The organism is Aliishimia ponticola, from assembly GCF_004803475.1.
GTDB classification, from domain to species: domain Bacteria; phylum Pseudomonadota; class Alphaproteobacteria; order Rhodobacterales; family Rhodobacteraceae; genus Aliishimia; species Aliishimia ponticola.
This window is the reverse complement of sequence record NZ_SRKY01000007.1, coordinates 42542-57637: the sequence shown is the minus strand read 5'-3', so window position 1 is coordinate 57637 and position 15096 is coordinate 42542. Positions and strand designations below refer to the sequence as shown.

At 60.2% G+C, this 15096-nt stretch carries 13 protein-coding genes; 12 read left to right on the top strand and 1 reads right to left on the bottom strand.

All coding sequences use genetic code 11. The features are described 5' to 3' along the window. On the top strand, positions 1-399 hold a 399-nt coding region (locus E4Z66_RS19200; protein WP_211097196.1), incomplete at its 5' end, for a site-specific integrase. Then, positions 396-1775: a hypothetical protein gene (locus E4Z66_RS19195; protein WP_136464709.1), complete on the top strand. Its 1380-nt coding sequence runs from the start codon at positions 396-398 to the stop codon at positions 1773-1775. The genes E4Z66_RS19200 and E4Z66_RS19195, both read left to right, overlap by 4 nt. Before the next feature lie 131 nt (positions 1776-1906). Here the strand turns inward: E4Z66_RS19195 and E4Z66_RS19190 are convergent, their stop codons facing one another. Beyond that, positions 1907-2935 (bottom strand): replication initiation protein, encoded by a 1029-nt coding sequence (locus E4Z66_RS19190; RefSeq protein ID WP_136464708.1) that lies wholly within the window; start codon positions 2933-2935, stop codon positions 1907-1909. Between the two features lie 638 nt (positions 2936-3573). On the opposite strand from E4Z66_RS19190, the gene E4Z66_RS19185 reads away from it, so the two are divergent. From E4Z66_RS19185 to E4Z66_RS19140, 10 genes are all read left to right on the top strand, one after another. Continuing rightward, entirely contained in the window at positions 3574-4770 is a 1197-nt protein-coding gene (locus tag E4Z66_RS19185) for an AAA family ATPase (protein ID WP_246036094.1), read from the top strand. Beyond that, positions 4767-5741, top strand: a complete 975-nt coding sequence (locus tag E4Z66_RS19180) for a ParB/RepB/Spo0J family partition protein (RefSeq protein ID WP_136464706.1) — start codon at positions 4767-4769, stop codon at positions 5739-5741. The genes E4Z66_RS19185 and E4Z66_RS19180 overlap by 4 nt, the downstream gene beginning before the upstream one ends. 398 nt (positions 5742-6139) lie before the next feature. Further along, a complete protein-coding gene (locus E4Z66_RS19175; RefSeq protein WP_136464705.1) occupies positions 6140-6310 on the top strand; it encodes a twin-arginine translocase TatA/TatE family subunit in 171 nt (56 codons plus the stop codon). A gap of 157 nt (positions 6311-6467) precedes the next feature. After that, positions 6468-8660: a NosR/NirI family protein gene (locus E4Z66_RS19170; RefSeq protein ID WP_246036093.1), complete on the top strand. Its 2193-nt coding sequence runs from the start codon at positions 6468-6470 to the stop codon at positions 8658-8660. 13 nt (positions 8661-8673) lie between these two features. After that, positions 8674-10572 (top strand): TAT-dependent nitrous-oxide reductase, encoded by a 1899-nt coding sequence (nosZ, locus tag E4Z66_RS19165; protein WP_136464703.1) that lies wholly within the window; start codon positions 8674-8676, stop codon positions 10570-10572. A 14-nt stretch (positions 10573-10586) separates the two neighbouring features. Next, a complete protein-coding gene (locus E4Z66_RS19160; protein WP_136464702.1) occupies positions 10587-11840 on the top strand; it encodes a nitrous oxide reductase family maturation protein NosD in 1254 nt (417 codons plus the stop codon). Further along, on the top strand, positions 11837-12742 hold the full coding sequence (locus E4Z66_RS19155; protein WP_136464701.1) for an ABC transporter ATP-binding protein: 906 nt from the start codon (positions 11837-11839) through the stop codon (positions 12740-12742). Before E4Z66_RS19160 ends, E4Z66_RS19155 begins: the two co-directional genes overlap by 4 nt. Beyond that, positions 12739-13566 carry an ABC transporter permease gene (locus tag E4Z66_RS19150; RefSeq protein WP_136464700.1) on the top strand — a complete coding sequence of 276 codons (828 nt, stop codon included), beginning with the start codon at positions 12739-12741 and terminating at the stop codon, positions 13564-13566. Before E4Z66_RS19155 ends, E4Z66_RS19150 begins: the two co-directional genes overlap by 4 nt. After that, on the top strand, positions 13563-14090 hold the full coding sequence (locus tag E4Z66_RS19145) for a nitrous oxide reductase accessory protein NosL (protein WP_136464699.1): 528 nt from the start codon (positions 13563-13565) through the stop codon (positions 14088-14090). The genes E4Z66_RS19150 and E4Z66_RS19145 overlap by 4 nt, the downstream gene beginning before the upstream one ends. Then, positions 14087-14983, top strand: a complete 897-nt coding sequence (locus E4Z66_RS19140; RefSeq protein ID WP_136464698.1) for an FAD:protein FMN transferase — start codon at positions 14087-14089, stop codon at positions 14981-14983. The genes E4Z66_RS19145 and E4Z66_RS19140 overlap by 4 nt, the downstream gene beginning before the upstream one ends. Positions 14984-15096: the final 113 nt, after the last annotated feature.

Genomic DNA, 15096 nt, shown 5'->3' with positions numbered 1-15096 from the left:
GATGACAAGTACGAGGGTTTCGCTGTGCTGGACTGGTACCTGAAATCGATCCGACCGCTATTCGATTATGGCAACGCCGATTTTTGTAAGCAGAAGAAATGCGCGATGTCCCCTTATCTTTTTGTCTCCGAGAAATCCGCAGCACCCTTGGACGGCAGGCTGTTTTATCGGTGGCTGACATCATGCAGCCACGCCATCGAACTGCGGATGACGCCGCACAATTACCGGCACGGCTTCGCGACCTTGCTGCTCGCGCGATCCTGGTCGAACCGCGGACGTGCCGCAGCGTTTCTGGGCTGCTCCGTCAGGGTGCTGGAACAATACTACGCGTGGATCGACACGCGTCAAAAGCTCGAAGATGTCCAGGACCTGCTTGCGGAGGCTCTGACCGGACAATGACACGACATGCCATTCTCTCCAAGCCGCACTGGCAATCCGATGCCGCCTCCCCCGTCCTGCTGTCGATGCCGCTCGAAGAACTTCGCGCCCTCGACAGCCTTTTGGAGTTTGTCATCGAACATGAGTGTGTAGAGTTGGATGTCTCAGACTGCCGAACATGGGCCAGGATCAGCGGCGGCGAACATGCTCTGCGCAATGCCATAGCAGCCATTCACAAGACGGATGGGGCCGATGCACCCGCCTTGGCCAACTTGTCTGCCGCCGAGGCCGTACTGGCGGCCTGTACTGCGTTTGGCGGGATCGCGCGTCAGACAACACGGGTCTACGAGCGGAAAATCTCGCTTGCGCAAAGCGATCTTCCGCGAGCCTGGCAAGAGCAGCTGACGCGAATTCGTGGCCGGATGTTTGATGGCAAGGTCCGCAAAACGCCTGACCTCTTCGACCGGATGACCCGGAAACTTTGCCAATTGGGCTGGTTTCTGCACGATAGTGAGATGCCCCTCGTGATCGACATCCCAGCGCTGCAGGCTTTCTATACCTACGAGACGACGCGCATCTCGCAACGCGGCAAGCCGCTGGCCCCCGCCACGATCACTGCGACGTTTTCCGATCTGCGCGACTTTTTGACCATGTCTCAGGCTTATCCCGCCGAACTGCCAGCCGAGATCGACAAGCTCTTGGTCAAGCTTCGCGAAAGAGCCGACACAGTCCTGTCTCAGAAGTTCGCCGCCTTGGCGAAGTTGGATGCGACCCGGATTTTGCCGCGTGCCGAGGAAATCGCGAGCGAGGTGCGCACTCATGCAAACCCAGCCAAGCGGATCATTCAGCGCAATCGGGCCTTGGCGCTCGCGCTTCCGCCGATGACACCTCTTCGTCGCGAATGGCATGAGTTGCGCTTCGGTCGCGACATTGTCTGGTCCGACGGACGATACCGTTTCAGGGACTACAAGCTGCGCAAGACCCGGCACCTCGCTGGACGGGAGACCTATCCGGGGTCCGTCCATCCGAGCGTCCAGCGTTTCGTCGATGCACGCTTGCTTCAGGACGATGACCCCAAGTATCTCGATACGTTTCGCGCCACGGCCGAGGCAGATCAATGGGCGTTGTTTCAGCATCCGGATGGCGGTGAGGTTTCGGCGAATTATGTCTCGCAGGTCTGGTCGTCCGAGTTCGAAACCGGGGCAAACATTTGCCGCACGATTGTCTACGACATCGTCTTTGCAATCAGCGAGAATGCGACACTGGCCGGTACAGTGCTCAATGACCACACATCGAAGCAGGCCCGTGAGAGCTACACGAGTAAACAAGCCAAAGCAGCAGCTCTTTCGGCAGCAAGCAAGGAGGTCGAGGATATTTTCGATGCTTTCGACCTTTGAACTCCCGCTCTGCGTCCCAGCTTCCCAAAGCACTTCAGCGAGGATTCCTGGTCAGCTGCGCGTAGTTGGCTCGCAGGTCAAAGGAAATTGCCAACTGGCAATTTCCTAAACTTCCTCTTATTTTCATGGCGTTAAATCGGGTTTGCTTCAGCGTACGTCTTGAAGAATGCGAGGAACGCCCGATCCGGGTCTCGCGGCGCATCCTTCCCTTGCATCCAAGTGCGCCACTCGCCCTCTACGAAATAGATGTCGAACCCTGGATGTCTCAGGCGTGCTGTTTCATAGGTCTCCTGTTTCAGCGGTTCGCCAGTCCGGTCGAGCCAAGCAGGACGTGGCTTCGCGTTGACCGGCGTCTCGACCAAACCTTCAGCACGAGCTCGTCTGCCGGTTGAAGCGTATTGTAGCGCGCGCTCCACCTGCCCTGTTGCTTCGCCATCCTTCCGCCACCATCGCAATTCCACATGCGTTACGCTGCGTCCAGTTTTGATCGGATGAACTTCAACCATGTAGTCTGACAAAGCACTGACTTCACTAACCGCCGGATCGATCGCGCGTAAGCGCAGATTTGACCACGACGTCAGCTTGCCTTTCGGCACCCCGAGAACTCCGCGCATGGCTTCGAGCGTGAATTTTTCTGACGACCGCCAACGCAAATTGCCGCGTTTCTGCACCATCTCGTAGAGAGTAAGCGCATACTTGGAACTAAGCGCAAACATGATCTCCCGTTGGAGACGGGCAAAAACAGTGGAATTCGAAATGACCTTCCGCAAACGTGGCGGAATCTCGTATTCGAAGAGGCCGTCTGCACGGGCTGCTTCAATGTTTCCGCCGAGCAATTGCACACGCTCGACAGCCGGCTTGCCATCCCAGACGGTTTCAACCTTAACGATGGCTGCCATCAACCGCTCAATCGACTCGCCTATGCGATCGTTGGAGTTGTGTGACCCCCGCAGGTCAGACTTGGCAATGACATGAAGGACAGGTTTTTCGATCGCTTCCCAAGCGTTCTCGAGCAACTGGTTGTAGATACGCCTGTCGGCCAGAGTCAGAGGAGTCACCTCTATCAGATCGACAAGTTCGCCTGGCTTGATCATCGTCTCGCGGCTTGGTCGCGCATCGACTGTCCTGTAAGCTGCTTTTGGCGGTGACTTCGGTTTCATGCTGCCTCGTCGCGGCTTTCGCCGCCTACCTGATTTTCTTACATTTGTAACGCAATAGACGTAAGGTGACAAGGATCTCGATGATTATCACCCCACCCAAAACGTAAGCTTTTCAGGCCAGACACGGAGGCTCTGCGAATCGCATACCCCTTAATATAAAGGAAATTTTTGAAGCGCTGATTCGCTATTTTCAGCTCACCCAAAAAGTAAGTTTAAGGGCACCCGACTCGTATCGCCAAGCATCCCCATCTGTAAGGTTAGTCCTCCCTATCTGTAAGCGTAACCACCCCAAGATGTAAGGTTCAGCCGCTTTTTTAGTTTTTGGTCAATGCGTTATATCGTTTGAACATAAGAATCTAAGAATCCAGAACAAACCCAAACGGGTCGAGAAGCCACCCTGACACTCCGCAAGCAAAGTCATTCCTGATCCAAACAAGAGCAACAAAACGGGCAGAGCAGGCTAAAAGTCAGAGAAAAGGTTCGGAAAAACGCTACCCAGCACGATCACTTACGGTCGTCCAGTATGAACCACAAAAAGTTCGGTTTTTTGGGGTATCATTGCCAAAATTCGCACTTGTGACGAAATCCTTGGGAGGGCATTCTGCAAAGAAAAATACCGAGTGGTCACGATGGCAGACATGTCCGAACCTTACCCTATAACATTATCTGAGATCGACAGCCTGTCCCGGCGAGCTGACACTGTCATCAACCGACTGCGTGAACGTGTGTTTGCTCCCGGCACACAAAAAACGTTGGAACTGAATTTTAACGTCCGCACAGCAGGGGAAATGGTCGGACGAACTGAAAAGGCGATCCGCGACGCCGAAACTGACGGACGCCTGCCGGAGCCAGAAAAAGATCCCAAGACCGGACGCCGTACAGGATACAGCCTCTCTGACATCAACAGGATGCGCGAGGTTTTCGGTACACTACCTCACAGAGCACCTGACGACCCTGCAACAGTCCTCGCCGTGCAGAATTTCAAGGGTGGCGTTGGAAAATCGACAGTGGTCGTACACCTGGCACAATACCTTGCGCTAAAAGGCTATCGTGTTTGTGTTATTGACTGCGACAGCCAAGGGTCGACAACCTCAATCTTCGGTTTGAACCCCGATGTAGATGTCGATGAGGATGAGGACACGCTTTACCCGTTCTTTCGTCATGGTGGGCCATCATCGTTGCATTATGCCCTTCGCGCGACTTATTGGCCAGGCATTGCGCTGATCCCCGCAAACCTCGGGCTTTACGATGCCGAGTATGAGTTTGCTGCTCGGATGATGCGCGAGCAAAGCTTTGTTCTTGACCGCCTGCGCACGGGCATTGCCACCATCGCTGACCAGTTTGACGTTGTCCTGCTGGATCCGCCACCAGCGTTGGGAATGATCTCTCTGTCAGTTTTGCGTGCCGCCAATGCGCTGATCGTGCCGGCACCACCGAACAACATCGACTTCGGTTCGACCGCGCATTTCCTCAAGATGATGGGCGCAACTCTGAACGAGTTGGCGGAGCATGGCGGCGAACGCGGTTACAACTTCGTCAAGATACTTGCGACCAAGATGAACGACCAAAAAAGTGCACATGTTGCGATCCGCCGCGTCATGGAGGCCGTTTTTCCCCACGACTTGCTGCAAGCAACTTTGAAAGACAGTGCGGAGATCGATAACGCTACGGCAAACCTGATGTCTGTTTACGAGATCACAGGGGCAGCAACGCGCACGGACACACACAAACGATGTCGTGTTTATCTTGATGCGGTTGGGCGCGAAATCGAAACCCTGATCCGCAAGACCTGGCCCAGCCATCATCCGGCACTCAGGAAGGAGGGCATTCTATGAGCAAGCGACACGATGCTATTTTTGACGACGTCCTGAAGGATTTCGATGAAACTGCTCCGCAGAAGGACAGAGCTGGCGCGCGGTTTCTCAAACGCTCGACTACGCTGGCTGAGCAAGCTTCGGGACAAAGGCAAGAAAAGACCTTGCGTTTGGTGGATCCGGCAACTTGCACAATGTGGGATCGGCACAATCGTGCCTATGCGGAGCTCAACGAGGACAACACGCGGGACCTTATCGACGGGCTCTTGAGCCAGGGCCAACAAGAGTTTCCTGCGATCGTACGTCGCTTGCGTCCCGCGCACGAAGGGCAGGGGCCTGAGTTCGAGGTGATCTGCGGAGCTCGGCGCCATTTCGCGGTTAGCTGGCTTAGGGCAAATAACTATCCCCGCTTCCTGTACCTGATCGAGGAACGGGAGCTAACTGACGAAGAGGCATTCCGCCTCGCGGACATCGAGAACCGCGACCGAGAGGACATTTCGGATTACGAGCGGGCACGCGACTATGCCGCCGCCCTCAACCACTACTATGGCGGTCTGCAAAAAGTCATGGCCGAGCGGCTGCAGGTTCGCGAGGAATGGTTGTCGCGTTACCTCAATCTGGGACGTCTCGATCCCATAATCATCGCTGCTTTTCCGTCCGTCAGAGACATCCGGGAAGTGCATGCTCGTCAGTTGAAACCACTTATGAAAGCCTCGGCTGGGGCTGAGGCAATCCTTGCTGAAGCCCAACGTATTTCTGCTGAACGCAAAGAGGGCCAATCGATTCCTGCAGCGAAGGTCATGTCTCGTCTGAAGAGTGCGGCGACCCCGCCAAAGGCACGCCGTGCCGCGGATGAAGTTGTAGGCAAAGCAGGGCAGGGGGTTCAGGTCAGGCGCAAAGGAAAGCGTGTGACCCTGGAATTTGCCCGCGACCTTTCCGACGATGCGTTGAGACAGGCCGTTGAAGAGTTCATTGTCGCGAGATCGACTTAGCTGGTTGCCAAGTGGCAATAGGGAGAATTTTCCAAAAAAAACAAGTACATGTAGTCATCTAACCGCAGAATTTCGGGCTTCTCGGCATCAAGGGAGTGTTTGCTCAACGTCGGCCAGCTTGCGACCTCCATCGACAATACTGCATGCGCGCCCAATACTCGGCATCGGTGGGAACAGCAATGCCGCTCGCACCATATCTATTTTCTCGCGTGCAGAGGTAACATATTCGACCATTGTGCGCCGTCCGCGATTAGACTGGGTTGAGCAACGCCCAAAATGTTGTTGCATCGCAACGACCGCACGGGACTCCTTTTGCAATGATCGGACTGGCTCCGTCTACGGGGCATGGTTCAATGTTCGGTGCCTTGCGCGATCGAGCTGCTCAAAAGGATATCATCATGTTGAATACTATCGGTTTGCCGGGGCTGGCCCTTATCCTTCTGGTTGTTGTGGTGCTCTTCGGACGGGGGAAGATCTCGTCGATCATGGGTGAGGTCGGGCAAGGTCTGACGGCCTTCCGGAGCGGTATCCGCGAAGGCAAGCATGGGGATGAAACCTCAGACGCCTGACTGGCCGACACGAAAAAGCAAATGAGTGAGCGGGGCCGATCAGGCCCCGTTTCGCATTTCCGGCCTGCGCAATCGTCCACGACATTGCGGAAACGCAAACTTCGGTCAGCCGATCGTCGCTACGTCTTGCCTGACAGGACGACCCTGATGCGAGGCGATGCGAGACCCGATGCGACACTTGATGATCCGGATGCTGTTTGCGCTGGCTTTGCTGTGGGGCGGTGCGTTTTCGGCGGTAGCCGATCCGCTGATCGGCAAGTTTCTGGGCAATCTGGAGATCGGCACCCTTGTGCCCGGTGCATCCAGCCTCGGGCCACTGCGTGATGACGGTCTTGTGCCCGCGCTGAAGGGCGATGACACGGTCGGCTGGATTTTTCTGACGTCCGACTTCGTCCCGACCACGGGGTATTCCGGCAAACCGATCCATGTCGCCGTCGGAATTTCCGCGGATGCTGTCCTGACCGGGGCGCAATTGCTGAAACACTCGGAGCCGATCGTTCTGGTCGGCATCCCCGAGGCTGAGATACGCGCCGTGATCCAACACTATACCGGGTTCAACCTGCGCGGCGTTTCCGGTCCGCGTGACCCTGAAGAGCTGGAGATCGTTTCGGGTGCCACGGTCACCATCATGGTGATCGACGACTCGATCCTGCGCGCCGGGGTCAAGGCGGCGCGGGCCCTTGGTCTGGATGGTTTTGCCGCACTCGAGGCGCGCGGGCCTATGCGCGAGATTGATCGCGACGCCGGTCAGGTCGCGGATTGGCAAACGTTGGCGGGCAATGGCGCCTTGCGTCGACTGACGCTGGACGTGGCCACGATCAATTCGGATTTCGCGGCGCTTGGCGACCCCCGGACTGCGAAGAATGCCGAGCCGGGGCCAGAAACAGATCCCTATGTCGATATCTGGACGGCGGTGGTCAGTCAGCCCGCGATCGGGCGGTCTCTGCTGGGCGATGCCGGGTGGCAGAACCTTTCGGCGCGGCTGGAACCGGGCGACGAAGCCATCGCCGTGTTTGGGGCCGGGCGCTGGTCCTTCAAGGGATCGGGCTATGTGCGCGGCGGGATTTTCGACCGCTTTCAGCTGATCCAGGGCGACATGTCAGTGCGGTTCCACGACCGCAACCAAAGCCGGATCGTACAGGTCACCGCCAATGGTGCGCCCGATCTGACCGAGATGGACCTCTTTGTCGTTCCGGCCGACGCAGGGTTCGATCCTGCCGCGCCGTTCCGGTTGCAGTTCCTCGTCAGCCGGGCGGTTGGCCCGATCGAGAAGGTCTTTCTGACCTACGATCTCGGATACGAACTGCCCGAAGCGTATACCCGGACGATTGCCCCGGCGCCGGCCGCCGAGACGCAACCCGACGTGACCGACGCCGATGCCCGCGATGCCCTGTGGCAACGCATCTGGCAGACCAAGCGCCTTCAGGTCATCGTGCTGGCCACCGCGCTCGCGCTGCTGTCGGGGATCTTCTTCTTTCAAGGTTTTGCCACGCGGAATGCACGCCATTTTGCCATCCTGCGCAATGCCTACCTGGTGTTCACGCTGGTCTTCGTCGGCTGGATCGCCAACGCGCAGCTGTCGGTCGTCAACATCCTCGCAGTGGTGAACGCGCTGTTCAGCGATTTCGACTGGAACACCTTCCTGATGGATCCGCTGATCTTCATCCTGTGGTTTTCCGTCGCCGCCGCACTGCTGTTCTGGGCGCGTGGGGCCTATTGCGGCTGGCTTTGCCCGTTCGGTGCCTTGCAGGAACTGTCGAACAAGGTCGCACGGCGATTCCGGGTGCCGCAGGTGACACTGCCGTGGGGGCTGCACGAGCGGCTCTGGGCGGTGAAATACATCATCTTCCTCGGGCTCTTCGGGATGTCGCTCTATTCGCTGGAACTGGCGGAACGCTTTGCCGAGGTCGAGCCCTTCAAGACGGCGATCATCCTGAAATTCGCGCGCCCGCTGCCCTATGTGCTGATCGCGGTGGCCTTTCTGCTGCCGGGTCTGTTCATCGAACGCTTCTACTGCCGCTATGTCTGCCCCTTGGGCGGCGGGCTGGCGATCCCGGCGCGGATGCACATGTTCCGCTGGCTCAAGCGCTACAAGGAGTGCGGCAACCCCTGCCAGCTTTGCGCCACCGATTGCCCGGTCGATGCGATCCACCCGACCGGCGAGATCAACCCGAACGAGTGCATCTCGTGCCTGAATTGCCAGGTGCTTTACCAGGACCACGCGCGCTGCCCGGTCGTCATCAAGACGGACAAGCGACGCGCCAAGGATGCGGCATCGACAGCGGCCCTGGCCGCCCATGCCGAACGGCCGAACCTCGGCCATCCCAACCAGCTTTCACACACGAAATGAAGGAGAGAAGACCATGGCAGACGAAACCAAAGGCGTTTCCCGCCGCGGCTTGTTCAAGGGCACGGCAGGCGCAGCGGCGCTGGCCACCGTTGCGGGCACGGGCGGGCTTGGCCTGCTGGCCTCGGCGCGCAGCGCGCATGCGGCGACCGGCGCGCTCGAAATCGCCCCCGGCCAGTTGGACAGCTATTACGGCTTCTGGTCCTCGGGTCAGTCGGGCGAGGTGCGCATCATCGGTGTTCCGTCCATGCGCGAGCTGATGCGCATCCCGGTTTTCAACCGCTGTTCGGCAACCGGCTGGGGCTCGACCAACGAAAGCCTCAAGATCCTGACCGACGGCCTGCTGCCGGAAACCAAGGACTTCCTCGCCAAGCGGGGCCGCGTCACCTATGACAACGGCGACCTGCACCACCCGCACATGTCCTTTACCGAGGGCACCTATGACGGGCGCTACCTGTTCGCCAACGACAAGGCGAACACCCGCGTCGCGCGCATCCGTTGCGACATCATGAAGACCGACAAGATCATCGAGATTCCGAACACCTCGGACATCCACGGTCTGCGTCCGCAGAAATACCCGCGCACGGGCTATGTCTTTGCCAATGGCGAACACCGCATCCCGCTGCCGAATGACGGGGCGATCCTCGACGATCCGACGCAATACCATTCGATCTTCACCGCCATCGACGGCGACACGATGGAGATCGCCTGGCAGGTGATCGTCGACGGCAACCTCGACAACTGCGACGCGGATTACGAGGGCAAATGGGCGTTCTCGACCTCGTACAACTCCGAAGAGGGCGTGACGCTGGCCGAGATGACCGAGAACGAACAGGACTGGGTCGTCGCCTTCAACATCGCCGCCATCGAGGCGGGTGTCCAGGCCGGGGATTGCAAGGAATATAACGGCGTCAAGGTGTTGGATGGTCGACACGGGTCGAAATACACCGCGTATATTCCCGTTTCCAACAGCCCGCATGGCTGCAACATGGCCCCCGACAAGGTGCACCTGTGCATCAACGGCAAGCTGTCGCCCACCGTCACCGTGATCGACGTGACCAGGCTTCAGGCGGTATTTGACGGGGCAGAGCCGCGCTCTGCCGTGGTGGCCGAGCCGCAACTGGGTCTTGGCCCGCTTCACACCGCCTTCGACGGCAAGGGCAACGCGTATACGACGCTGTTCCTCGACAGCCAGATGGTGATGTGGAACATCGAAGACGCGGTGCGCGCCTATGACGGCGCCGATGTCGACCCGATCCTGAAAAAGATCGACGTACATTACCAGCCCGGCCACAACCACACCACCATGGGCGAGACGCTGGAGGCGGATGGGCAATTCCTGATCTCGCTCAACAAGTTCTCGAAGGACCGCTTCCTGAATGTCGGCCCGCTGAAACCCGAGAACGATCAGCTGATCGACATTTCCGGCGGTGGGATGGAGCTGGTGCACGACGGCCCGACCTTTGCCGAGCCGCATGACTGCATTCTGGTGCGCGCCGATAAGGTCAACCCGGCGTCGGTCTATGACCGGGCCGATCCGCTGTGGGAAGAGGCACGGGTTCAGGCCGGAAAGGACGGTGTCGATCTGGACTGGGGCGCCGACGTGATCCGCGACGGCAACAAGGTCCGGGTCTACATGCACTCGGTCGCGCCGGCCTTCAGCCTTGACAAGTTCGAGGTCAACCAGGGCGACGAGGTGACGATCTATGTCTCGAACATGGACGAGGTCGACGACCTGACCCACGGCTTCACGCTGGGCAATCATGGCATAGCCTTCGAGGTCGGGCCGCAGGCAACGGCGTCTGTCACCTTCACCGCCGATCGGCCCGGTGTGCATTGGTTCTACTGCCAATGGTTCTGCCACGCGCTCCACATGGAGATGCGCGGCCGGATGCTGGTCAAGCCGGTCGCGTAAGAGGAGGGCCGCGCATGCGTTTCCTGATCCCGGTCCTTGTGTTGATCCTCACCCCGCTCGCCTGTCTGGCGGAAAGGGTCGAGGTGCGGCCAGGGCAGGGGGCGCTGGCACGGGCCATCGCGACCGCCCGGCCCGGCGATGACCTGGTGCTTGGGGAAGGCACCTATGCCGGGCCGGTGCAGATCGACAAGCCACTCACACTCACGGGGCCTCTCGCCCGGATCGCTGGTCCGGGCGAGGGATCGGTCATCACGGTGACGGCCCCGAACGTGACGATTTCCGGCGTCACGATCACCGGCGCGGGCGCGCGGCTCAGCGAGTTCGACAGCGGCATTCGCCTGCTGAAGGGGGCGCAGGGCGCGCGGGTCGAGGGCGTGACCCTGATCGGCAACCTGATCGGCATCGACGTGCATGGTGCAACGGGTGTCACGATCCGGGGCAACCGGATCGAAGGCCGCAACGACCTTCGGGTGCCTGAACGGGGTCCGGGCATTTACGTCTGGAACGCGCCGCGCCTGCTGGTCGAGCATAACCAGATTTCCAAGGGCCGCGATGGTGTGTTCATCACAACCTCGAACGAGGCTGTGTATCGGGGCAACCGCTTCAGCGACCTGCGATTTGCCTTTCATTCGATGTATGCCAATCGGATCGAGGTGACGGACAATATCAGCCACGGCAACGACATGGGCTTTGCCTTCATGTATTCGACCCGGCTGATCGTGGAACGCAATCTATCCGAAGGCGACGCCAACCACGGCTTTTTCATGAATTTCGCCAACAAGGCCGAGCTGCGGCAGAACGAAGTCCGCAATGGCGGCGAGAAGTGCCTGTTCGTCTACAACTCCAACCACAACCTGTTTGACGGAAACCGATTTGCCGACTGTGGAATCGGCGTGCACTTCACTGCCGGAAGTCAGGGTAACGTGTTGACGGGCAATGCTTTCGTCGGCAACCGGACACAGGTGAAATATGTCGGAACCCGCTGGCTGGAATGGTCAGACGGCGCGCGCGGCAACTACTGGTCCGATCAGGCGGGCTTTGATGTCAACGGCGACGGATTGGTCGACAGCCCGTATCGCCCCAATGACAGCATCGACCAGTTGGTCTGGTCGCAACCGGCGGCGCGGCTCCTGATGGGCACTCCGGCCGTACAGCTCATCCGCTGGTCGCAATCGCGGTTTCCGGGCCTGCTGCCCGGGGGCGTGATCGACAGTCATCCGCTGGTCTCGCCCGAGGGTGCAGGCCTGCCGCAGGGAGATCCCTCATGACACAATCCATTCTCGACATCCGCAATGTCAGCCTGTCCTTTGGCCCGCTCAAGGCACTGGACGGCGTGACGCTGGCCGTGTCGCCGGGCGAACGTCTGGCCCTTCTGGGCCATAACGGCGCGGGGAAATCCACGCTGTTCAAGGCGATCCTCGGGTTTCTTGCGCCGGGTGAAGGAACCATCACCGTGGCAGGACACCGGCCCGGCTCGGACGCGGCCCGGATTGCCATGTCCTATCTGCCCGAAGTCGTGTCCTTTCCGCAAAGCCTGACCGGACGCGAAGTCTTGGCCTATTTCTCGGGTCTGCGCGGGGCGTCCCGGTCCGAGATCAACGGGCTGCTGGACAGGGTCGGACTGGCCGACGCCGCCGAGCGCCGGGTCCGTACCTATTCCAAAGGCATGCGGCAGCGGCTTGGCCTTGCACAGGCCCTTATCGGCGCGCCCCGCCTGCTGCTGCTGGACGAGCCGACAAGCGGGCTCGACCCTGTATCGCGCCACGATTTCTACACCGTCATCGCCGAGGCCGCAGCGCGCGGCTGTGCCGTCTTGCTGTCTTCGCACGGGTTGGAAGAAGTGCAGGGGCAGACCGACCGTGTTGCGATCCTGTCGCGGGGGCGCCTGCGCGCCTCCGGGACATTGGCAGAGCTTGCCGCGGCCGCCGCGCTGCGGACGACCATTCGCGTGACCGCAAAGCAGGGGCATGCGGACCGACTTCAGGCCGATCTGGGCGGTCGCCGGGTGAACGGATGCCGGCTCGATATCGACTGCGCGCCCGACGCCAAACTTGGGCTGTTGCTTCAACTCGGCCACCACCGGGATGTTTTGCACGAGATCGACGTCTTTGCCCCCGGGCTGAACGACATCTACCGCCATTTCTCGGATCACGAGGGGGATCAGGCATGAACACGCGTATCGGCACGATCTTTGCCCAGGAATTCAGGCTGGCCCGGCGCAACCTGTGGGTCGGATTGGCAACCGGCATTCTGGGCCTGTTTGCCGTGGTGCTGGGTGTTTTCGGGGCAGGGCAGGGGGCCGCGCTGGACGCCGATGCCCTGACCCTGACGGCGGCGAGCCTCGCGACGCTGTCGGTCTACCTGATCCCGTTGATCGCTTTACTGATGTCTTACGATTCCTTCGCCGGCGAAATTGAGCGCGGTGCCTTGGCCCTGACACTGGCCAGCCCCGTCCGTCGGTGGGAGATCTTTGTCGGAAAGTTCGCGGCCCAGTCGCTGGCTGTCGGGGTGGCGATCCTGCTGGCCTTCGGTGCTGCGGGCGCGTTTCTTGCGCTGTCCTTTGGCACCGGGTCGGAAGGCATTGCCGCATGGATGCGCCTGATGGCCACGGCCTTTGTCCTGGGGTCGGTCTTTGTCGGCTTTGGCCTGATGCTGTCTGCCATGGCCGGGCGCACGGCGACTGCAGCAGCTTCGGCTGTGGGGCTCTGGCTGGTCCTGGTGGTGATCTATGATCTTGCGTTGCTCGGCAGTGTGATGGCCGCAAGCGATGGCATCTTCGCGTCACAGGTTTTCCCCTGGCTGGTGGTCGCCAATCCAGCGGACGCGTTTCGCCTGTTTAATCTCGCTCTGATCGAGACCGCGCCGGTGGCCGGAATCGACGGGCTTGCCTCAACCCTGCCGTTCCCGCCGACAGTAGCTCTTGCTGTGCTGGGACTATGGCTTTCGGCGGTGCTGGCACTTGGCATTCGCCGTACGAAAAGGATCGTGCCATGAAACCTGTTGCCCTTGCCATCCTCGTCCTTGGCCTTGCCGCCTGCAAGGAGGACATCGCCACCATTGCCCCGGTTGAGATGACCGATGAGGCGCTTGGCCATTATTGCCAGATGTTCGTCGCCGACCATCCCGGCCCCAAGGCGCAGGTCCACCTGAAGGGCCAGTCTGCGCCGCTTTGGTTCAGTCAGGTCTCTGACGCGGTGGCTTATATGCACGACCCGGAACGCGATGCTGAAGTCATGGGTGTCTTCGTGTCCGACATGTCTCGTGCCGAAAGCTGGGCTTTGCCCGGTCTCGACAACTGGCTGGCGTCTGGCAGCGCGGCCTTCGTGATCGAAAGCGACCGGCTTGGCGGGATGGGGGTGCCCGAGGCCATTCCCTTTGGCTCCACCGATGCGGCGGCGGCATTTGTGGCGGACCATGGCGGACGGGTCGTCGCGTGGGACGCGGTGCCCGAAGCCTATGTCAGGCCGGACATGGCGCAGATGTCCGGCCATCAGGCGCATGCGGGAGCAGGCCAATGACGCTGACCCGCAGACGATTTCTGACACTGGCTGGCGCGGCCTGTGCCGCGACCCGATTGACAGCTGGAACGCCGGTGGCCGTCTGGCGCGGAACCGCGCTTGGCGCCGGGGCGCAGGTCGTCCTGTCTGGTCTGTCCGAGGATGAGGCCAAACCCATCTTTCGCGCGATCGAGGCCGAGATGTCCCGTATCGAAGGGCTGTTCTCGCTCTATCGCTCTGACAGCGCCCTGTTGCGCCTGAATCGCGACGGCATGTTGCGCGCGCCTGATCCCGACATGCTGGCCCTGCTATCGCTGGCACGCGAGATGTATCGTGCAACCGAGGGCGCATTCGATCCGACCGTGCAGCCGCTGTTCGACGTCCATGCCAAGGCGGCCGCGGTTGGCCGGGCGGCGTGGCCTGACGAAATCGCTGCGGCACAAGGTCTGGTCGGATTTCACCGTGTGTCGATGGATGAAAGTTCCGTGCGCCTCGGGCGGGCTGGGATGGCCCTGACGCTGAACGGAATTGCGCAAGGATATGCCACGGACCGCCTGTCGCGGCTCATGCGCCGACAAGGCTTACGCGATGTGATGGTGAACGCGGGCGAGATCCGCGCAATGGGGCATTTGCATGGGCACGGCTGGCCGGTTCGGTTGCCTTCGGGGCGCAGCTTGATCGTGACGGACCGGGCTGTCGCGACGTCGGACGCTGCCGGGACCTTGATCTCGGCCTCTCTCGCGGTTGGCCACATTTTCGCGCCGAATGGCGGGGCCGTGCTCCGGTCCGGTCCGATCAGTGCCTTGCACGACAGCGCTGCCGTGGCGGATGCCGCGTCGACGGCTGCCGTCGTCCTGCCCGATGATCGGCTTAACCTGCTCGAAAAGGTCGGGGTCGACCTCGTGCGCGCCTGAAAAGACCTCAATTCCTCAGCTGACGCCCCCGCGAAATTTGCGGGGGCGTTGCTTTTTGTATGTCACCGGGTCGGCAAGCCCCTGCTTGTACGGGTCAAACGCGTGCCAAGTTG